The organism is Cupriavidus sp. AU9028, assembly GCF_019795295.1.
Taxonomy (GTDB): domain Bacteria; phylum Pseudomonadota; class Gammaproteobacteria; order Burkholderiales; family Burkholderiaceae; genus Cupriavidus.
In genome coordinates this window covers 234,574-255,052 of sequence record NZ_JAIMCG010000004.1, presented here as the reverse complement: position 1 = coordinate 255,052, position 20,479 = coordinate 234,574, and the positions used below count along the sequence as shown (strand labels likewise).

Below are 20,479 nucleotides of genomic sequence, written 5' to 3'. Positions count from 1 at the left end.
ATCGGCGTCCTGCCCTGCGACCCGCCTGGGTGGCGCAGGGCCTCCGGGCTACAGCCATCACCGAAAGAACATCCATGCCACATACCATGACGCCTTCGGAAATCGTTTCCGAACTCGACAAACACATCATCGGCCAGAACAAGGCGAAGAAGGCCGTCGCCGTCGCACTGCGCAATCGCTGGCGCCGTCAGCAGGTGGCCGAGCCCCTGCGCCAAGAAATCACCCCCAAGAACATCCTGATGATCGGGCCTACCGGCGTCGGCAAGACCGAGATTGCCCGTCGCCTGGCCAAGCTGGCCGATGCCCCCTTTATCAAGATCGAGGCAACCAAGTTCACTGAAGTCGGCTATGTCGGTCGCGACGTCGATACCATCGTGCGCGACCTCGTCGAGATGGCCATCAAGCAAACGCGCGAATCCGAAATGAAGAAGGTCCGTGCTCGCGCCGAAGATGCCGCCGAGGACCGGTTGCTCGATGTGCTGCTGCCTCCGCCGCGCGACATTGGCTTTGCCCAGCCGGAAGAGAAGGACAACAACACGCGCCAGGTCTTCCGCAAGAAGCTGCGCGAAGGCCAGCTTGATGACAAGGAAATCGAGCTGGAGGTCGCTGCCGCCATCCCCAGCCTCGACATCATGGGGCCGCCGGGAATGGAAGACATGACCGAGCAGTTGCGCGGCATGTTCGCTGGCCTGGGCCAGGGCAAGAAGCTGCGCCGCAAGATGAAGGTCAAGGAAGCGTTCAAGCTGCTGATCGACGAAGAAGCGGCCAAGCTCGTCAACGACGAGGATCTCAAGCACAAGGCGCTGACCAACGTCGAGCAGAACGGCATCGTCTTCCTCGACGAGATCGACAAGATCGCCAGCCGCAGCGATGTCGGCGGCGCGGAAGTGTCGCGTCAGGGCGTCCAGCGCGACCTGCTTCCGCTGGTTGAAGGGACTACGGTGAATACCAAGTATGGGATGGTCAAGACCGACCATATCCTGTTCATCGCATCCGGCGCCTTCCACCTGTCCAAGCCGAGCGACCTGATCCCCGAGCTGCAGGGGCGCTTCCCGATCCGCGTCGAACTGGAATCCCTGTCGGTTGCCGATTTCGAAGCGATCCTGACGCAGACGGACGCCAGCCTGACCAAGCAATACCAGGCCCTGCTTGAGACCGAAGACGTCAACCTCGTATTCGCCGACGATGGCATCCGGCGCCTCGCCGAGATCGCCCACGCGGTCAACGAGAAGGTCGAGAATATCGGCGCCCGCCGCCTGTACACCGTCATGGAACGGCTTCTGGAGGACCTGTCCTTCAACGCGAGCCGCGTGAGCGGCGAGACCGTAACGGTCAACGCCGCATACGTCGATGAACGTCTCGGCGACCTGTCCGCGAACGAAGATCTGTCGCGCTACGTTCTCTGATCGTTACCCTGTCGTGCCTTGATGTCAGCAAGGGCGACGGACCACGGCTCCGCCCGTGTCCGTCGCCTTTTTTCATGGCACCTTCGCAGGCACTGCAAGGGCCGGATGATGGCTGGGCGCACTACAAAAAAAGGCGCCGTCGGGACCAGCAATCCTCCGCTGACCCCTCGGCGCCTACCCAGGCTCACTCCCTTACTCGATCCCCGTTGTGCTTTATGCCGACGCTCAATGCATGCGATTCTGTGTAGGAAGAACGGCGTTCGATCGGCACAGATTGAAACCCGCGTCGTCGTCCTGCTGATGTTAGGCCACGCATCGACCTTCGCTATTGCTTTCCGGGCGCTCTTATAGGAAACCGCGCTGCCTCTGCGCTTTACTTTCCACGCCGAAATGTTCTTCTCGCTTGACGGATACACCCGCCAAGGGCTCTCCCGCAATCAAAGGCCATCTTCCGGGGGCAGCGAGAACCGCAGTCTGCACAAGTTATAGATCGCACTCAAGTAGCCGCTGACGCTGAACCAGCCGTTGATGCCGCCGACAGCCTTGTCTATCGCGTGAACCGGCAAGGCCCGGTAGCCAGCGGGGAGAGCCATGATCGATTTGGTCAGGGTTTGTACCGTCGAGGCCTTGACCCGCTCCTTCATCTCGGATACGGAAGCCAGCGCATGGATCAGCTTGGGCTGGTAGGCCCTGGGAAGTGCCGTCGCTCTCGCGAGCGCCCAGTTCCAGGCCGGAGTCTCAGCGTAGGATAGCTGGGTGATGAACTGGTAGAGCAGGGATGCCTGGCTCGGTATGGACAGGGCATCGATGTACTCGTTGACCGACCTCCACGTGCGCTCGGATAGTTCGAGATTCATGACAGTTGCATCCTCCTCTTCATCATCGACATCTATGGTGAAGAGCAGGAGATGGAGCAGCGAGGCGGCACGATCCTCCGGCGGCGTCTGCTCCAATATGGGCATGATTGCAGCGTCGATAGCCTGGCGGCCGCTCGCGCTCGTCAGCATCATCCTGTTGCGCAGCAGCCCGGCCGCGAACCAATGGCGAAGCTCCGGCGACAGGGATGCTGTTCTCTTGAGGGCCAGGGACAGGGTGTCGTGGGTGGTTATGTGCCTTCCGCACTCGTGCAAGATCTTCGCCTGCTCCAGTGCACCAAGACCGTCCAGTCTGTTCAACACGTGCCCGACCAGATAGTTGTCGTAGTCGTGCCATTCTTTGCCGGCCCTGAAGTACCTGAGAATCGGCTCGATCCTCGTGTCGGGAGGAAGCTGCTCGAGGCAAACATCGACAAGGTCCTTGGCCCGGTGCGATTGCGACCTTTGTGCCGCGAGCGCATAAGCCATCTTGTCAAACATCCGAGGCCAGTACTTGCTTGGGAGCGCCATCATGCGGTCCAACAGCAGATCGAAGTGGCAGCGTTTGGGGGCGTCAGGGTCTGGCGCAAGGATCGACGTCATTCCGCCGTAGATGGCGGCACGGTCCGCTTCCGGGCGGCGAGCGGCAACACGCAGTAGCAGATCCCATAAGCCGGGATCCCATCGGGTGATCGCCTGAGCTGCGTTCGCCAGCGCCTCCAGAGGAGCCTCGCTGAGACCGGGAGGGAGCTTCAGAGCAAGCTCGAGCAAGTCCTTCCATACTTTCGTTCCGCTTTCGTCCGAGCGAAAAAAGGCCCGATAACCTCTGATCGCCTGACATGACCCCGCCAGACCGCTAAGCAAGGACGACCGCCCTAACGGTGGCGACTCATAGAGCGCGTCCAGCCACGCGGATAGATCCGCAGGCTTGAGCAGATTGTCCGCGCCTTGCTGCAGTAAGCAACCGAGAACGCGCCCTCGCTCCCTCGGAGAAAGATCCTGGGCCTCGTCCCATAGAAACTTCTCGAGACGCAGTGTTTCATGACGCGAGAGCGACGGGATTCCGTAGATTCTCTCGAGGGACGAAGCCATCTCGCATATCAATGCTGCCCGTTTGGAGGTCTCTCTTCCGTCTTCGGTGGCAAGCAGTGCCTGGGCAGCACGCTTCATATGCGGTCCAGGCAGTTGCTTGAGGGTGTGCGCGAGAACCAGAAGGAGCTTGAGCCGCTCGGCTGGCGTGACAGCTGCCACCGTGTGCAAAAGACGCTTGAAGCCGGAGAACGTAACCGCAAAGGGCAATCTGGCTCCTATGTGGTCGCGGGCCACCAGCCCGTTCAATGCTCGGCGAAAGCCGTGGCTCGTGAGGCTTAGCGCTTCCCGTTCTCTTGCAGTCAGGTATCTGTCAGCGAAGCGGACAAGCACCGAGCAGGGCAGCTTTCCCAGAGTGAGGGTGCATTGCGGCGGGGCGCCAGCCATGCGACGAGGCGCAGGCAACGAGCCACTGTCGCCCTCGCCTGCGCCAAAGAAAGGACGACGATTGTCGCGCGATATCGGTTGCTCGATGTATCTCGTATCGATGGCAGCACTCAATGCGTGTATGGGCATGGTGATTTCCGCTTCAGTGTTCAAGAGGAGGCGCCGGCATAAGCGCCGGCGTCGGTAGTCGGCGCGGGTGCAGCTTCGCCGGTAGCGTAGATCTGGGAGCCGGAAGCGGGAGAATTCATATCCCGGGAAGCTGTGTCAGCTTCAGGCGTGATCGCTTGGGTGAGGTTTCCGGCGAGGTGCTCGTACACGAACTTCCGGGCAGTCGCGAAGGAGGCCCGCTTGAGCAGTGACCTTGTCTCCTTGGGGACGCCACAAGCTTCCAGCATGGACGATGCAGCAAGCCGGTCCTCTCTCGCCTTGGATCCTTTCGCTCCGTTGTCTTGCAGATGCGCAACAAGGAGCGCTGCGCCGAACCGGAGATTCCTGTCATCGGATGAGAAGAGCTTTGGCTTCAGCTTCCGCAAGTCTTCCAGTCCCATATGGTCGAGCTCGCCGCTGGGCAAATCCGGTCGTTCAGTAACGTGCTTCTCCAGTTCCCTGATCTCCCTGCGGTCGGGCGCGTTCATCCACCAGCGTGCCAGAAGCTTGCAAACCGCAAACAGCAGCCATAAGGCGCCAGCAACGGCGATGACCGCCGTTACGACAGCAAGCGCTGCAACCACCCAGCCTGTGGTCACGCCAACCGCTAGCGCGATTGCCAGCCCTGCCGCTATGGCGCCGTTCGCGATGGACAGCCCTCCATAGGCCATCCGAATGCGCGCCCACCACGAGTTCACGTTGGCCTCATTGAGCTTGCGGCCCAGGCTCGCCTTCATCATCTTCCTGATGCCCTCGACGTTCTCGCGCTTGAGGCGTTCCTGTTTTCCGGCGGCGATCACCTTCGCCTTGCATTCCTGGATATGCGCCCTTGCGGCCTGGATCGAGGTCTTCTCACCGATCGCGGTCCTGTAGTCGAAGTAGCCCTGAACGGTGTGGGCGATGCCCATGACGACACCGAGACCGGAAGCAATGGCGCCCGCCGTGAACTTGCCGAGTTCCAGTGCGGTTGCGATGGTTAGCTCGAACGCCACCTTGATCCCTTGAATCACAAGGTCCCGCAAGCAAGCGATCTTTGACGACGTGTAGGAGCGGGTTCGCTGCGAGCACGCTTCTGCGATTTGATAGGCAAGGTGCCCATCGCAATCTTGCTTCTCGGGGAAGGGCACTTTCTCGAGCGTGGTTTCGAGTGCCATGGCAGCCAGGTCCGCTGCTTCCCGTTCGTACTGCTCGGCTGCACCCTGTTCTTCGGCCCCACAGGCGGCAGCCGATGCTTCTGCCGCAGATCCCCCAAGCAGGTTCGCCTGCTCGCGCAGCGCTCTTGCTTCTGCCTTGCGGTCCTTTTTCTGCTGCAGTCTGGCACTCCGCAATTTCAGGTTGTCCAGCACGCGTTGGTGTGCGGCGAAGTGCCGCGACATCTCTTTCCCGGCATTCACGAGTCTCACCTTCGCCGTGATCATGTCGAACAAGGCGACGGGGCCCTCCGCAGAGGAGAGGGCGTAACCCAATAGCTTGGCGGCATGCAGCGCGACGGAGAGCGCGGGGACGGCAACCGCGAGGCTGGGGCCGAGCAGACCGGCAGCACGGGTGGCCGCGTCGATACACCAGGTGCCGTAGAAGATGACACGGGCCCACGTATTGGCATCGATGGGAAGCTGGACCTTGAAGTGTCGAAAGCGGCCGGATGGGGCTGTCGAACTGGCTTCGGCAGGCCCCCCGGCCTGCTGTGCGATGGCACCGGCTCCGACTCTGCTCACTTGTTGTCCCTCCGCGGCTGTGTTGACACTGATCTGCTTCGTCGCTGTGTTGCCGACGAGCGTGTATGTCAGTGCTGACTGCCAATCTACTGCGCGGACATTTGGCACTCCTGTGCCGAAACTTCACCGATTTATGTTTTTGGCCTTCCTTCTTGCAGTGCAGCGCCGCCTGCCGATGGCTGGCGAGCAGGCGGCCACGTTTCCTTGCCGGGCAGCTACTTGTCAGATGTGGATGGCGTCTTGCCGAGTTGGGGGGCGGCGCCCGGCCGATGGCCATGACCGGGGCGAGCGACGCACACTTGTTCCTGGCATCGCTTTCTTTCGCGCGCCCGTTTGCTGGCGCGTGCCCGCATGGCGGATTTCCGGATCAGGTTCGCAATGGTTCTCAGCATGGTTGCTCCCGGGAAAGTGTCTCTTCGATGTCGAGCAACACGTCGATCGGCGCTGTCGCCACGTCGATATGCCGGGCGGGGAGTTCTAGACGAGCGGCCTGGCCAATCATGACGGGGTGCGCATCCGGGCGCAGTCGGGGACGAGGGGGCGGAATGCGATCGCGTGTCGAGGGCACGTGCGATGTCGTGGGCATGGCGGTGTGAGGTTCGTGAGAAGAAGGAGGATTCCCGAAGGGATTGCCGTCGTCGGGAAAGCGCAACGACCGGTGGCGATGACGGCTGCCCAATCTAATGCCGCGCCCCGGGCCAGTCCCGCCACGAGCGGCGAAGACTTGCGCTTTTGTACGCCGGCAGGACTTGCCGCTCACGGCAAGCAACTCGGGCACGGCCGTGGCGGTTTCCCTGGTGCGTGCATTTCAGCGCACATGTGGGAATCGTCTTACTCCCCTTTCGGAACCCCCCGTCTGCGGCCCTGCCAGGGTGTTTCATACCATTCGTATCAAGGGCGGCGCGCCCGCTTTCAGGCCCTCCGCCGGGCCGGGACGTGCCGCCGGAACGATGACAAAAAGGAGAACGAGATGATGAAGAAATGGCTCTCTGCCGCTGTGTGCTCGATGATGGTTGCCGCTCCGGCGGGCTATGCGTTTGCGCAAGGCGCGACGCAAGGCAATCGCGCCGACTATGACGCAGCGGTTTCCCGTGCGGACTCCGATTACAAGGCAGCGATCGCTCGATGCGATTCGTTGAAGGACAACGCGGAGGACATCTGCGAAGCCGAAGCGAAGCGGGATCGCGATGTGGCCCGCGCGCAGGCCGAGGCCCGCCGCGATGGCACCGATGCTGCCCGCGCCAAGGCCGCGAAGACGAAGGCGGACGCGGACTATGAGGTCGCGAAGGAGCGCTGCGACGACCGCAAGGGCAATCAGAAGGACGTCTGCATGAAGGAGGCGAAGGCCGCGCACGAGAAGGCGCTGGGCGACGCCAAGGTGCGCCGCGAAGCGGCGACTGGCGGCACTGCGGGCGACGTGGCGGAAACGCGCCGCGATGCGCGCAAGGACACGATGGACGCTGCCTACAAGGCTGACAAGGAGAAGTGCGACGCGATGTCGGGCGATGCGCAGGACAAGTGCGAGGCCGACGTCAAGGCGAAGTACGGCCGCTAAAGCAGAGCCAGGCCGGAAGGGTTCCGCGGCGCTGCGGCGCCGCGGGTTTGCAAGCCGCAATCATCAGAGGAGTGGATCATGAACTGGGACCAGATGGAAGGGAAATGGGAACAAGTGAAGGGCCGCATCAAGGAGAAGTGGGGCGACCTGACCGACGACGACCTGACGATGATCAATGGCAAGCGCGATCAGCTTGCGGGTCGCATCCAGGAGCGCTACGGCTATAGCAAGGAGCGCGTGGAAGATGAACTGAGCGCATGGGAACGTGACACGCGCTGGTAAGCCGCGTAAGCGTCCGTAAGCGTGCTGGCGCGGCCTGTTCTCGGGTGCCAAAGTACCGCTCCTTCGGGGATTGCCCCAGGGGCAGCTGCACTGGAGAACGATACGGCCGCGCGGCACGGCAGGCTTTGCCAGCGGACACGGCGGCAAACAGGGAGGGGTAAAAAATGAAACATATCGGTTTGACGGCGGCGGGAGTCCTGAGCGTGATCACCGCCGCTACCGCGTTTCTCTGTGTGGGCACGGGAACGGGCGTCGCGGAGGAAGCCGCACCGGTCGTGCCGATGCAGGCAGCAGTAGCGCAGAGTCGGGACGAGGGCGTGGTATTGAGCCATGCCGTGTTCGCGGGTGAGTCCGTTCCATTTGGCCCCCGCTCGCAGCGGCACGCTTTCGATGCGCTGCAAGTCGCCGAAGAACTGGGCGGCGAGGATATGGGTTGGCAATACGTGCAGTTGCGGCTTTGAGCCGGCAAGGAGCGCAATGGCGTCGAGTCTTCGTCCAGGACGTTGGGCAAGCGCGGTCACCTCTGGCGCTGCCCCGGGAAAGAATGAAAGACGGGCCTGCCTTTTCGGCAGGCCCGTTTGCTTTTGGAACGGACCCGGTGAAGCGGGCCGCGTTCAGCGCGATACCGGCCGCTTGGACAGTTTGCGCTGCAGGGTGCGCCGATGCATGTTCAGCGCACGGGCGGTGGCGGAGATGTTGCCGTTGTGCTCGGCGAGTACGCGCTGGATGTGTTCCCACTCGAGGCGCGGCACGGACAGCGGTAGCGGGTCCTCCAGCGCGGCTTCCGCGACCTGCTGCGAAACGCCACTGGTGAGCGCGGCGAGGATGGAGTCGACGTTGGCCGGCTTGGCCAGGTATTCGTCCGCCCCTTGCTTGACCGCTGCAACGGCGGTGGCGATGCTGGCGTAGCCGGTGAGCACGAGGATCCTGGCGTTGGGCATCATCGTGCGCAGAGGGGCGACCAGGTGCAGACCGGAATCGGCTGCGGCGGTCGAACCGGCATCCGGGGCCGCGGCAAGGTGCAGGTCCAGCGTGATGAAATCGAAGCGGTACTGGGTGGCGAAGGCGAGCGCCTGCTGACGGCTGTGCGCGACCTGTACCGAGAAGCCGCGGCGCGTCAGCGCACGCGCGAGTGTGCCGGCGAAGATAGGGTCGTCGTCGACGACCAGGAAGCTGCCGTGGCCGGACATGTCTCGGGTGAAGGGGCTTGCGGGACTGTTCATGGTTCGTTTACGACCAACGGCGGCGCGGGCGGTCGGCGGTCATGCCGCCCGCCGTGGCCGCCCTGCAGGGGCATGGGTGCCCTGGGGCGGCAGACGCAGTTCGGCGACGGTGCCGCCGCCTTCCCGGTCCTGCCACTGGACGCGACCGCCCATTTGCTGGGCAGCGCTTTGCGCGAGGTAGGCGCCGATGCCATGGCCGCCATGCGAGCTTGCGACCGGCGCTTCGCCCAGCCTTGCCCGCAACGCGGCGGGGATGCCGGTGCCGCGGTCGCTGACGCGGAAAATCAGGTGGACTCGCCCATTGTCGCGCTGGACGTTGATGGTCAGTGCGATCGGCGTGTCCTCCTGCCCCGCGGCATGGTGACTGCGCGCGGCGTTGTCCAGAAGGATGGTGAGCATCTGTGCGGTCCGCGCAGGGTCTACCGGGAGCGCCGCGGCGTCCGGCGCGATCCGTTCGTCCAGCGCAGCCTGCGGGTGGCGCAGCCGCCAGCCTGCGGTGAAGCGCGGCAGCCAGTCGCCGGCTGGCAGTTGCGCGGTGCTTTGCTCGTCTTCGCGCAGCCGCGCAAGAATGGTCCGGCACAGCGCGAGCTGCTGCTCGATGACGCGCAGATCGGGCAGGTAGTCGCGCACAGGCGTGTTGCCCCGGCGCGGATCGGCGGCATCGGCACGCAGTTCGCCGGCGATGACGGCCAGGGTGGCGAGCGGGGTGCCGATCTCGTGGGCGACGGTGGCCGCCTGCGCATTGAGGGCTTCGACGCGGGCCTCGTTCAGCAGCCGTTCGCGGGCCCGGTTGAGCTCGTCGTCGCGCTCGCGCAGGCCGCCGGCGAGCCTTGCGACGAAGACGGCGATCATGATGGCGCCGGCCACGAAGTTCAGCCACATGCCGGCAAGGTGGTAGTGAATCGCGTCGTTCGGGTTGTGCAGATGCAGCGGCACGTACTCGAACAACATCAGCGTGTAGCCGGCCAATGCGTAGATCGCCAGCGCCGCGGCCTGCTTCCACGGCAGGATGGCGCCGGCGAGCGCGAGGGCCGGCAGGTAGAACGAGACGAAGGGATTGGTTGCGCCGCCAGTGAAGAACAGGATGGCCGACAGCGCGGTCAGGTCGACCAGCAGCTGGCCCATCAGTTCGGTGTCGGTCGGGACCGTGTCGCGCTGGCCGTGCTGGCGTAGCCGGAACGCGGTCAACGCGTTGAACAGCGCCTGCAGCAGGAAGATCAGCAGCAGGGGCCGCAGCGGCAGCGAGAGCCCGGCCAGCCCGTTGGCCATCAGCAGCAGGGCGATCTGTCCCGCCAATACGCCCCAGCGCAGCCGGTACAGGCGCCGCAGGCGCAGCAGGCCGTGTCGTCCGGGGTCGGGTGCGTAGGAGGCGAGGCGGAGCATGGCGGCAGTGTAGCAATGCCGGGTGCGCCGGCGTGGGAATGCGACACCGTGCCGCATTGGGCGTAGCCGCGCCGGGTGCGAGACTGCGGGTGACGTCACGCGCGTGTCCGGCAAGGCATGGGCGGTGTCCGTGTTCTAATTACCGCTTTGTCACCGAGGTCATTCCATGCAAGCCAAGCTGTGTACCGCTCTTTGCGCGGCCCTGTTTTCCACTGCGACGTTCGCGCAGGTCGATGTCAGCAATGCCTGGGCGCGCGGAACGGTGCCGGCGCAGACGGCAACCGGCGTCTTCATGACCCTGCACGCGCACACGCCGGCTCGCCTGCTGGGCGTCAGTACGCCTGCGGCGACCACGGCGGAAGTCCACGAGATGAAGATGGAAGACAACGTGATGCGGATGCGGGCGGTCGACGCGCTGCCGCTGCCTGCGATGACCGATGTCGAGCTGAAGCCGAATGGCTATCACGTGATGCTGCTGGGGCTGAAGAAGCCGCTGCAGGCCGGGGAGTCGGTACCGTTGACGCTGAAGATCGAGCAGGGCGGCAAGGTAACCGAGAAGACCGTCAACGCGGAGGTGCGCGCGCTCACCGCGCCCGCCGCGGCGCACGGCGCCAAGGGGCACCAGCACTGAGCGGGACGCGCCGGAGCGTCAGCCGCGCAGGCTGATGGTCTGTTCGCGCGGCGCGCTTTCGCAGGCGGCGGCGACGCGCTCGCGCAACCACAGGTGGGCGGGGTCCGCGTCGAGGCGAGCGGGCCAGATGGCGCTGACGGTGAACGCGGGCAGCGGCAGGGGCGGATCGAAGACGGCGAAAGCCGGATCGTCCGCCAGTGCGGCGAGCGCGCGGCGCGGTGCCGTCAGCACCAGGTTGGTCCCAGCGATCAGGGCCGGCGCGAGGCCGGCATGGGGCACCACGCAGGCGATCTTGCGCCGGCCGTTGTGCCGGGCTATGGCGGCGTCGATCGGATCGGCATGGCTCGACAGCGGATCGGCATGGGCCGCGGGCCGGCTGCTGACCAGCACGTGAGAGCGCGCCAGATAGGCCACGGCGTCAAGACGCCCTTGTCCCCGGACGGTGGTCGCATCCACCGCGCAGGCATAGTCTTCCTCGAACAACCGCACCGAACGGATATCGTCCGGAATGAAGGCGAAATCGCCGATGGCCAGCTCGGCACGTCCTTCGGCAACCTCGGCGGTCATCGCTTCCGTGCTGGCCTGCATGACGACCAGTTCGATCCCCGGTGCGGCCTTGCGCACGGTGCGCAGCAGCGCGGGCAATACCGCCAGCGCGGCATGGTCGGTCATCGCCACGCTGAAGGTACGCCGGGCAGTGGCGGGCTGGAAGCCGGCCGGGCCCAGCAGGATGCGCACCTGCGCCAGCGCTTGCGCAAGCGGTTCGGCGAGCGCGTGGGCGCGGGGCGTCAGCACGAGCCCACCCTGGCCGCGCACCAGCAGCGGGTCGTCAAGCAGCTGGCGCAGCCGGGCCAGCGCGTGGCTCACGGCAGGCTGGCTCAGTTGCAGGCGCAGTGCGGCACGGGAGATATGGCGCTCGGCCAGCAGGGCTTCGAGCACGACCAGCAGGTTCAGGTCGACGTTGCGCAGGCTATTCATGGGAAGAATGATAACCGCTTGGTGGTTGTGCGAACTATTTGTCCGCCGCCCCCTGGCGTCGGGCCAGGCAGGCTGGGCAGAGGCAATGTCGGGTCGGCACGATCAGCCGAGCCGCTGGCAAGGGCTGCGCGGTACACCAGCAATGCCCAAGTCCGGCCGCATAACCGCAGACGAAGCCGCCCCAGCAATTCGCGCAGCGCTCGACCGGGCGCAATTGTCCGGTCAGCACGGTGGCGAAAGCGGGGCTCGCCTCCTTGGCTTTTGCGCGGACAGCGGTATCGCCAGCAGCTGGCGGCAAGGTGGTTGGCGACTGGCGCGGATGTTGCGAAGCCATGACGAAAAGCAAGGGCTGTTGTGCGAAACGGACGCTCGCGCCCCAGGGAACGGTATCTTTTGCGGTTGGGAAAGCCTGTGCGGGGCCCAGTGTGACAGGCGCCGCGCGCCAGGTTCCGTTTCTTGTAAAATCGGCGCCTGCCGCGGGGCCCCCCGGCTCCTGCGTGATGAAAAGCGCGCAATGCAGGGCCGCGGCGATCGACCGCACGACGCTGTCGCGGCGTCGCCATGATACTCGTTGATTCCTAACGGATTGCCATGAACTCCGAATCCTCCGGGCCCACCGCAACTGCAGTGGCTGCCATCGCCCCCGCCCTCAAGGCCGAAATTCTCGCCGAGGCGCTGCCCTATATCCGCAAGTTCCATGGCAAGACGATCGTGGTCAAGTACGGCGGCAACGCGATGACCGAGGAGAAGCTCAAGCACGGCTTCGCGCGCGACGTGATCCTGCTGAAGCTGGTCGGCATGAACCCCGTCGTGGTGCACGGCGGCGGCCCGCAGATCGATGAGGCGCTGAAGAAGGTGGGCAAGGTCGGCACCTTCATCCAGGGCATGCGCGTCACCGATGAAGAGACCATGGAAGTGGTCGAGTGGGTGCTGGGCGGCGAGGTCCAGCAGGACATCGTGATGCTGATCAACCAGTACGGTGGCCAGGCGGTTGGCCTGACCGGCAAGGACGGCGGCCTGATCCGCGCGAAGCGGCTGAAGATGCCGGATCGCGAGAATCCGGGCGCGTTCATCGATATCGGTTTCGTGGGCGACATCGAGGCGATCAATCCGGCGGTGGTCAAGGCGCTGCAGGACGACGCCTTCATTCCGGTGATTTCGCCAATCGGTTTCTCCGATGACGGGCAGGCGTACAACATCAACGCCGACGTGGTCGCCGGCAAGATGGCCGAGATCCTGAAGGCCGAGAAGCTGGTGATGATGACCAATATCCCCGGTGTGATGGACAAGAAGGGTAACCTGCTGACCGACCTGTCCGCACGCGAAATCGAGGAGCTGTTCGCGGACGGCACCATCTCCGGCGGCATGCTGCCGAAGATTTCTTCGGCGCTGGATGCGGCCAAGAGCGGCGTGAATTCGGTCCACATCATCGACGGTCGTATCGAACATTCGCTGCTGCTGGAAATCCTGACCGAACAGGCGTTCGGCACCATGATCCGGTCGCACTGATACCAACGGGCGGCCGCGCTTCACGCGGGAAGCGCCGGATGGCGACCGCGCCTGGAGCGCGGGTCGCCGCCTCCCGTGCCACAACGTTCCTCCCCGACTCCTCTTCCGCTGCGGCGTCCGCGCCGATCCCCGAACCGCCTGCTGCGCCGGCCCGCCGGCAACCAGGCCGGACCCGTGGTGTGGCTGTTCGACCTGGACAACACGCTGCATGACGCTTCCTATGCGATCTTTCCGGCCATCAACGCGCAGATGACCGCTTATGTGGCGCGCGTGCTGGGCTGCGACGAGGCGACGGCAAGCCGCGTGCGCGTCGACTATTGGCAGCGCTACGGGGCGACACTGCTGGGCATGATCCGGCATCACGGCGTGGACCCCGCCGAGTTCCTGCACGCTGCCCATGATTTTCCCGAGCTGGCGTCGATGGTGCGCGTGCAGCGGGGGCTTGCCCGCATGCTGCGGCGCCTGCCGGGCCGCAAGGTGCTGCTGACCAACGCGCCGCAGGAGTACGCGCGCGCGGTACTGCGCGTGGCCGGGATCGAGCGGATGTTCGAGCGGGTGGTGGCGATCGAGCAGATGTGGGTGCACGGCGAGCTGCGGCCCAAGCCGGACCGGCGCATGCTGCGGCACTGGCTGGCGCGGATCGGGGTCGATCCGTCGCGTGCGGTGCTGGTCGAGGACACCGTCTCGCATCTGAAGCGCTACCAGGGCCTGGGCATTCGCACGGCCTGGATCACCGGCTATCTGCGCACGCTGACCCCCTCTCGTCCCCATGCCGCGCCGGCCGGCGAGACGCGCGATGCCGCCACGCAGGCGGTGCTGGATGCCGAGCGCGAGCGGCATCGCCACGCCGCAGGCGAGGCCGCGCACGCGGCGCAGGAACACGCCGTTGCGCTCGTCGCCGCGGAAACCCAGGCGCCGCAGCCACGCCGCCTGAAGCGGGCAAATCCGGCCCATCGCCCCCGCTATGTGCACATAAAAGTACAATCATCGAATCAACTCCATCGACGAATGCGGGGAATCGGGTCATGACGCAGAGCAATGTGGGTCAGAACGAGCCAGATGAGGCATTGGGCCGGACGGTAGCGAGCACGGTTAACGCGGCGGCGCGGGTGGCGGCTCCGGTGGCGGCTCCGGTTGCGGCCTCGGTCCCTGCTGCCGCGGCGGCACAAAGCACCGAACCCACGGCACGGAAGCGCCCGCCGCCTGGCGAGCGCCGCGTCCAGATCCTGCAGGCGCTCGCGTCGATGCTCGAGCATCCCCGTTCCGAGCGCATTACGACCGCGGCGCTGGCGGCCCGGCTGGGCGTGTCGGAGGCCGCGCTGTACCGGCACTTCGCCAGCAAGGCCCAGATGTACGAAGGACTGATCGCCTTCATCGAACACACGGTGTTCGGGCTGATCAACCAGATCACCGCGCAGGAAGAGCACGGGCTGCGGCAGTTGCACGCGATCGTGCGGATGCTGCTGACGTTTGCCGAGAAGAACCCGGGCATGACGCGCGTGCTGACGGGAGAGGCGCTGGTCGGCGAGCATGAGCGCCTGCAGGAGCGGATCAACCAGCTGGTGGACCGGATCGAGGCGTCGGTGCGGCAGTGCCTGAAGATCGCCGCGACGCAGGGCGCCTTCCCCGCGGATGCCGACGTGGCGCTGCGGGCGGGGCTGATCGTCGCCACGGTGCAGGGACACTGGCACCGCTATGTGAAGAGCGGCTTTCGCAAGCTGCCGGTCGCCCAGATCGACGGGCAACTGCGCATCCTGCTGGCCTGAAGGCCGAGGCTTGCCGGACCGCGCATGCCGGGCCGGTTCGCGGCCATGAACGCGGCTTTTGCTCTATAATCGCCGAATCGCGCCGATTTGATGACTGGCTTGCGGGCGCGAGGCAACCGGGATCCCAGGAATTGGATCGGCACGGTCTGCCACTATAAATGCGGCTAAAGAGGTTGGTCGGCGTCCTGCCCTTGCAGGCGGCCGGCGCAGCGGACGGCAACGGATGCGGCGCGAGAAACCCGATTTGGCTGCGTGACATCACGCAAGACCGGTCGGGTTTTTTTATGCGCGCTTTGCCGACGCCCGCCTTGACGGGCGCTATCCATGACTGACCTTGCCTCGCCGCCAGCCTCGCTGGCCCCGCCGGCCGATTCGGTCGGCTTCGTGACTCCGCAGCGGATGCACTTCGCCGAGCCGCTGCCGCTGCGCAACGGCTCCTCCCTGGCCGGCTACGATCTGATGGTGGAGACCTACGGTACGCTCAATCCCGAGCGGACCAACGCGGTGCTGGTCTGCCACGCGCTGAACGCCTCCCACCATGTCGCCGGCCTCTATGCCGACGACCCACGCGATGTGGGCTGGTGGGACAACATGGTGGGACCAGGCAAGCCGCTGGATACCAACCGCTTTTTCGTCATTGGCGTCAACAACCTGGGGTCCTGCTTCGGCTCGACGGGGCCGATGAGTATCAACCCGGCGACCGGCGCGCCCTTCGGCGCCACGTTTCCGGTGGTGACGGTGGAAGACTGGGTCAACGCGCAGGCCCGCGTGGCCGACGCCTTCGGCATCCGCCAGTTTGCCGCGGTGATGGGCGGCAGCCTTGGCGGCATGCAGGCGCTGGCCTGGAGCCTGCTGTATCCGGACCGGCTGCGCCACTGCATCGTGGTGGCTTCGACACCGAAGCTGTCCGCGCAGAACATCGCCTTCAACGAGGTCGCGCGCAGCGCGATCCTGTCGGACCCGGATTTCCACGGCGGCAACTACTACGCGCACGGCGTGAAGCCAAAGCGCGGGCTGCGCGTGGCGCGGATGATCGGCCATATCACCTATCTGTCCGACGAGGACATGGCGGAGAAGTTTGGCCGCGAGCTGAAGGCCGAGGATATCCGCTACTCGTTCGATGTCGAGTTCCAGGTCGAGAGCTATCTGCGCTATCAGGGCGACAAGTTCGCCGAGTATTTCGACGCCAATACCTACCTGCTGATTACCCGCGCGCTGGATTACTTCGACCCCGCCCTGTCCTTCGGCGGCGATCTGACGCGCGCGGTATCGCAGACGCAGGCGAGCTTCCTGGTGGCCAGCTTTACCACCGATTGGCGCTTCGCCCCCAGCCGCAGCCGGGAACTGGTCAAGGCGCTGCTGGACAACAAGCGCCCCGTCACCTACGCGGAGATCGACGCCCCGCATGGCCACGATGCCTTCCTGCTCGACGATCCGCGCTATCACAACGTGATGCGCGCCTATTACGAACGCATTGCCACGGAGGTCGGAGCATGAACGCCAAGGCCATTTCCGCGGCGGCCAGCGGGGTGCTGGCGCGCCGGCCGGACTTTCGCGCGATTGCCCGCTGGATCGAACCGAACGCGACGGTGCTCGACCTGGGTTGTGGCGATGGCAGCCTGTTGCGCGTGCTGCAGGACGAGCTCGATGTGCAGGCGTATGGCATCGAGATCCGCGACGAGGGGGTGCTGGCCTGCGTGGGCAACGGCGTGCATGTCATCCAGCAGGACCTGGAGGGCGGGCTGGCGCTGTTCGAGGACAAGAGCTTCGACACGGTGATCCTGTCGCAGACGCTGCAGACCATCCACAACACGGCCCAGGTCCTGCGCGAGACGCTGCGGGTCGGGCGCGAGTGCATCGTCTCGTTCCCCAATTTCGGCTACTGGCCGCACCGGCTGTCGATCTTCCGCGGGCGCATGCCGGTGTCGGAATCGCTGCCGTACCAGTGGTACGACACTCCGAACGTGCGCGTGCTGACCATCGGCGACTTCGAGGAGCTGGCACCCAAGGTCGGGCTGCGGGTGATCGACCGGGTGGTGATGCACGAGGGCGTGACGGTCAACTGGGGCGTCAACTGGCGCGGCAGTCTGGCGGTCTACCGGGTTTGCGGGGCCTGAGTCCGGCCGAATGGAGGCGCGGGGGCGGCTGCATCCGGTTGACGGCAACGATGGCGACCGCTACCGTAGCGTAAAAAAGCGAACGGTCGTTCGGCTGCCGTCCAGTCCGACGCATCCCACCGTGCCGGCTCGCGTTCGCCAGGAGACCCGTCATGTCCGCAGCGCCCTCGCAGTCCGTCCATCCCTTTGACGATGCCCTGAAGCTGGAGCGCATCGGCGACGATCGCTTCGGCGGCCGCACCAGCGCCGCCTACTGGAACATGATCGGCCCGTTCGGCGGGATCACCGCCGCGGCGATGCTGCGCGCCGTGCTCGACCATCCCGACCGGCTCGGCGACCCTGTCTCGCTGACCGTCAATTTCGCCGGTCCGATCGCGGAGGGTCCGTTCGAGGTCGAAGCGCGGCCGGCACGGACCAACCGGTCCACCCAGCACTGGACGCTGGCGCTGTTGCAGAACGGGGACATCACGACGACCGCAACGGCCGTGTTCGCGACCCGGCGCGACACCTGGGGCAGTGGCGAAGCGACGATGCCGGACGCCCCGCCGCCCGAGGCGTCCGATCCGCTGCCCGCCGGCTTTGCACCGGTCAACTGGTTCAAGTCGTACGAGATGCGCCCGGTGCGCGGGGCCAAGCCGCCCGCCGATGCGCAGGGCGAGAATCCGGACAGCCTGACGCAATTCTGGCTGCGCGATCAGCCGCCCAGGGCGCCCGACTACTGTTCGGTGACGGCCTGGTGCGACAGCTTCTACCCCCGCATCTTCCTGAAGCGGCCGGGCTTCGTGCCGGCAGGCACGGTGTCGATGACCGTCTACTACCACGCCGACGCCGCCACGCTGGCCACGCTTGGCGACGGCTTCGTGCTGGGCAGCGCGCGCGCGCAGGTGTTCCGGCAGGGCTTTTTCGACCAGACGGCGCAACTGTGGAGCCCCGGCGGCGAGCTGGTCGCCAGCTCGCACCAGATCGTCTACTACAAGCAGTAGGGCCGTCAGTTGCCGTTCCTGGCCTGCTCCTCGTAGCGCAGCACGGTGCCGCGCATGGCGTGCAGCAGCAGCAGGCCGGGCAGGGCCACCAGCACGGTGCCCAGGTAGAACGGCGCCCAGCCGAACGATTCGACCAGATAGCCGGAGCTCGGGCCGACATAGACCCGGCCGACCGAGGCGAGCGCCGAGAGCAGTGCGTACTGGGTGGCCGAGAACGAGCGGTTGCACAGCGCCATCAGCAGCGCGACGAAGGCGGCCGTGCCCATGCCCCCGCACAGGTTCTCGACCGCGATGGTGGCGCCCATCGACCACAGGTGCGGCGGGGTGACGGCCAGCAGCCAGTAGCCGAAGTTGGACACCGCCTGCAGGATGCCGAACACCATCAGCGAACGGTACAGCCCGAGCCGGACCATCAGCGTGCCGCCGAACAGCGCACCGACGATGGTGGCGGCCAGGCCCAGCGTCTTGTTGACCAGCCCGACCTCGCCCGCGGAGAAACCGACCCCGCGGATCAGGAAGGTGGTGGACAGGCTGCCGGCGAAGGCGTCGCCCAGCTTGTACAGCACGATCAGCGCCAGCACCCACCATGCGCCGCTGCGCGAGAAGAAGTCGCGCAGCGGTCCGAGCACGGCTTCCTCGAGGGAACGCGGCGCCTTGGCGGGGGCTTCCGCCGAGGGTGCCCATGGCAGCGTCAGCAGGCCCACCAGCATCAGGCCGGCCATCAGCAGGTACATCTGCTGCCAGCCCAGCACCCGGTCGGCCAGCCACAGCGCCAGCCCGCCGGAAACCAGCATGGCCAGCCGGTAGCCCAGCACCTTGACCGCCGCGCCGGCACCGCGCTCGGCGGGGCGCAGCACGTCGGTGCTGTAGGCATCGAACACGATGTCCTGCGAGGCCGACAGGAAGGCGACCAGCGCCGCCAGCCCGGCCAGCAGCCACAGCGCCTCTCGTGGCGGGCAGAAGGCCATGCCGGCGATGCCCAGTACCAGTCCGAGCTGGGTCAACAGCAGCCAGCCGCGCCGCCGGTCCAGCAGCGGCGTTGTGTAGCGGTCCATCAGCGGCGCCCACAGGAACTTGAAGATATAGGCCTGGCCGACCAGCGAGAAGAAGCCGATGGTGCGGATGTCGAGCCCTTCGACCGTCATCCAGGCCTGCAGGGTGCCGGAGGTCAGCGCCAGCGGCAGCCCCGAGGCGAAGCCCAGCGTCAGCATCGCGCCAATGCGGCGGTTGCGGAAAATATCGAGATAGTCCTGGAAGGTCATGAAGACGGAGCCGGGTTGCAAGGAGGCGGGCTGGCTTGGCCCGGATGCGCGTGGACGGATTGGAAGCGGTGGTTGTGCCGGAGGTGCCCGGAGTGCCGCAGGGGACCCACAAGCGCCGTGTATTATTGCACCAGCCCCGATGACTCCTGTCGAATTCCGTTCGATCGATGCGTCCTATCCACACGCGCTTGCTTTCCACTCCTTCCCGCCTTGTGCGCGGCGCTGCTGCCGCTTGCGTCCCGGCCCGCTTCTGCGCACGCCGTGGCCTGACGGCGCTGGCGGCCGGTGCCCTGCTTCTGGCGGGCGCGCCAGTGCAGGCCCAGAACGAAGGGGTGCGCGTGCAGCCTGGCGGCGCGGCGGTGCGGCAACTGGTGCCGGCCGAAGCGATCGAGCAGCAGGCCTTGCAGGAGTACGAGCAGATCAAGCGCGAGGCGCGCGAGAAGGGCGCGCTGGCGCCCGCGAGCGACCCGCAGCTGAAGCGGGCCCGCGCGATCGCGCAGCGCATCCTGCCGTATGCGGCGCGCTGGAACGACCGGGCGCAGAGCTGGAAGTGGGAAGTGAATCTGATCGCCTCGAAGCAGGTCAATGCGTTCTGCATGCCGGGCGGCAAGATCGCGGTCTATTCGGGCCTGATCGATCAGCTGAAGGCCACGGACGACGAGCTGGCGATGGTGATCGGGCACGAGATCGCCCATGCCTTGCAGGAACATGCCCGCGAGCGCGCGGCCAAGGCGGAGATCACCAATCTCGGCGCCAACGTGATTTCCCAGCTGTTCGGCTTCGGCAATCTGGGCAATCTGGCGCTGGGCACGGGCGCGCAGCTGCTGGCGCTGAAGTTTTCGCGCTCGGACGAGACCGAGGCCGACCTGGTTGGCATGGATATCGCGGCCCGGGCCGGTTACGACCCGCGTGCGGCGGTGACGCTGTGGCAGAAGATGGGCAAGGTGTCGCAGTCCTCCGCGGCCGGCGCGAGCGTGGACTTCCTGTCGACGCACCCATCCGGGCGGACGCGCATCGCGGACCTGGAGCGGCATCTGCCCGAGGTGCTGCCGCTATACGCGAAGGCGATCAATACGACCGTGGACAGGCTGCCGCCGTACCGGGCCAATATGGCTGGGCTGGGCAGCGCGCCGGTGGATCGCGGGGATGAGGATCGGCAGAAGCCGCTGACGAAGTAGGGAGGCTGGAGGGG

At 65.8% G+C, this 20,479-nt stretch carries 19 protein-coding genes; 12 read left to right on the top strand and 7 right to left on the bottom strand.

Annotated features, from left to right (window positions below):
- Positions 1-74: 74 nt before the first annotated feature.
- Positions 75-1,406: an ATP-dependent protease ATPase subunit HslU gene (hslU, locus tag K6V06_RS06780; RefSeq protein WP_222241542.1), complete on the top strand. Its 1,332-nt coding sequence runs from the start codon at positions 75-77 to the stop codon at positions 1,404-1,406.
- A gap of 437 nt (positions 1,407-1,843) precedes the next feature.
- Here hslU and K6V06_RS06775 read toward each other — a convergent pair whose 3' ends face one another.
- Both K6V06_RS06775 and K6V06_RS06770 read right to left on the bottom strand, forming a co-directional pair.
- Positions 1,844-3,889, bottom strand: coding sequence for a hypothetical protein (locus K6V06_RS06775; RefSeq protein ID WP_222241307.1), 2,046 nt, complete (start codon positions 3,887-3,889; stop codon positions 1,844-1,846).
- A complete protein-coding gene (locus tag K6V06_RS06770) occupies positions 3,886-5,598 on the bottom strand; it encodes a hypothetical protein (protein ID WP_222241305.1) in 1,713 nt (570 codons plus the stop codon). The genes K6V06_RS06775 and K6V06_RS06770 overlap by 4 nt, the downstream gene beginning before the upstream one ends.
- A gap of 970 nt (positions 5,599-6,568) precedes the next feature.
- Here K6V06_RS06770 and K6V06_RS06765 point away from each other — a divergent pair.
- The 3 genes from K6V06_RS06765 (at position 6,569) to K6V06_RS06755 (ending at position 7,896) form a co-directional block, all read left to right on the top strand.
- The gene (locus K6V06_RS06765; protein WP_222241303.1) at positions 6,569-7,153 is read left to right on the top strand and encodes a hypothetical protein; all 585 of its coding nucleotides are present in this window, start codon (positions 6,569-6,571) and stop codon (positions 7,151-7,153) included.
- A gap of 78 nt (positions 7,154-7,231) precedes the next feature.
- On the top strand, positions 7,232-7,435 hold the full coding sequence (locus tag K6V06_RS06760; RefSeq protein WP_222241301.1) for a CsbD family protein: 204 nt from the start codon (positions 7,232-7,234) through the stop codon (positions 7,433-7,435).
- Positions 7,436-7,599: 164 nt separating this feature from the next.
- Positions 7,600-7,896: a hypothetical protein gene (locus K6V06_RS06755; protein WP_222241299.1), complete on the top strand. Its 297-nt coding sequence runs from the start codon at positions 7,600-7,602 to the stop codon at positions 7,894-7,896.
- 153 nt (positions 7,897-8,049) lie between these two features.
- Here K6V06_RS06755 and K6V06_RS06750 read toward each other — a convergent pair whose 3' ends face one another.
- Together K6V06_RS06750 and K6V06_RS06745 are read right to left on the bottom strand one after the other, a co-directional pair.
- Entirely contained in the window at positions 8,050-8,658 is a 609-nt protein-coding gene (locus K6V06_RS06750) for a response regulator transcription factor (RefSeq protein WP_222241297.1), read from the bottom strand.
- A 39-nt stretch (positions 8,659-8,697) separates the two neighbouring features.
- Positions 8,698-10,041 carry a sensor histidine kinase KdpD gene (locus tag K6V06_RS06745; protein ID WP_222241295.1) on the bottom strand — a complete coding sequence of 448 codons (1,344 nt, stop codon included), beginning with the start codon at positions 10,039-10,041 and terminating at the stop codon, positions 8,698-8,700.
- A gap of 166 nt (positions 10,042-10,207) precedes the next feature.
- On the opposite strand from K6V06_RS06745, the gene K6V06_RS06740 reads away from it, so the two are divergent.
- Positions 10,208-10,672, top strand: a complete 465-nt coding sequence (locus K6V06_RS06740) for a copper chaperone PCu(A)C (protein WP_222241293.1) — start codon at positions 10,208-10,210, stop codon at positions 10,670-10,672.
- 18 nt (positions 10,673-10,690) lie between these two features.
- Here K6V06_RS06740 and K6V06_RS06735 read toward each other — a convergent pair whose 3' ends face one another.
- Positions 10,691-11,650, bottom strand: a complete 960-nt coding sequence (locus K6V06_RS06735) for a LysR family transcriptional regulator (protein ID WP_222241291.1) — start codon at positions 11,648-11,650, stop codon at positions 10,691-10,693.
- 34 nt (positions 11,651-11,684) lie between these two features.
- Complete coding sequence (locus tag K6V06_RS20860) at positions 11,685-11,984, bottom strand: cysteine-rich CWC family protein (RefSeq protein WP_222241540.1); 300 nt, start codon at positions 11,982-11,984, stop codon at positions 11,685-11,687.
- Positions 11,985-12,241: 257 nt separating this feature from the next.
- On the opposite strand from K6V06_RS20860, the gene argB reads away from it, so the two are divergent.
- The 6 genes from argB (at position 12,242) to K6V06_RS06700 (ending at position 18,025) form a co-directional block, all read left to right on the top strand.
- Positions 12,242-13,159, top strand: a complete 918-nt coding sequence (gene argB, locus K6V06_RS06725; protein WP_222241289.1) for an acetylglutamate kinase — start codon at positions 12,242-12,244, stop codon at positions 13,157-13,159.
- Between the two features lie 108 nt (positions 13,160-13,267).
- Positions 13,268-14,188 (top strand): pyrimidine 5'-nucleotidase, encoded by a 921-nt coding sequence (locus tag K6V06_RS06720; RefSeq protein ID WP_370637412.1) that lies wholly within the window; start codon positions 13,268-13,270, stop codon positions 14,186-14,188.
- Entirely contained in the window at positions 14,185-14,925 is a 741-nt protein-coding gene (gene slmA / locus K6V06_RS06715; RefSeq protein WP_222241285.1) for a nucleoid occlusion factor SlmA, read from the top strand. The genes K6V06_RS06720 and slmA overlap by 4 nt, the downstream gene beginning before the upstream one ends.
- A gap of 324 nt (positions 14,926-15,249) precedes the next feature.
- Complete coding sequence (locus K6V06_RS06710) at positions 15,250-16,422, top strand: homoserine O-acetyltransferase (protein ID WP_222241276.1); 1,173 nt, start codon at positions 15,250-15,252, stop codon at positions 16,420-16,422.
- On the top strand, positions 16,419-17,042 hold the full coding sequence (gene metW, locus K6V06_RS06705; RefSeq protein WP_222241274.1) for a methionine biosynthesis protein MetW: 624 nt from the start codon (positions 16,419-16,421) through the stop codon (positions 17,040-17,042). The genes K6V06_RS06710 and metW overlap by 4 nt, the downstream gene beginning before the upstream one ends.
- Before the next feature lie 152 nt (positions 17,043-17,194).
- Positions 17,195-18,025: an acyl-CoA thioesterase II gene (locus K6V06_RS06700; protein ID WP_222241272.1), complete on the top strand. Its 831-nt coding sequence runs from the start codon at positions 17,195-17,197 to the stop codon at positions 18,023-18,025.
- 5 nt (positions 18,026-18,030) lie between these two features.
- On the opposite strand, the gene K6V06_RS06695 is transcribed toward K6V06_RS06700, so the two are convergent.
- Positions 18,031-19,287, bottom strand: a complete 1,257-nt coding sequence (locus K6V06_RS06695; RefSeq protein ID WP_222241270.1) for a muropeptide transporter — start codon at positions 19,285-19,287, stop codon at positions 18,031-18,033.
- A gap of 167 nt (positions 19,288-19,454) precedes the next feature.
- Here K6V06_RS06695 and K6V06_RS06690 point away from each other — a divergent pair, with 167 nt between their 5' ends.
- Positions 19,455-20,465, top strand: a complete 1,011-nt coding sequence (locus K6V06_RS06690; protein WP_222241268.1) for a M48 family metallopeptidase — start codon at positions 19,455-19,457, stop codon at positions 20,463-20,465.
- Positions 20,466-20,479: the final 14 nt, after the last annotated feature.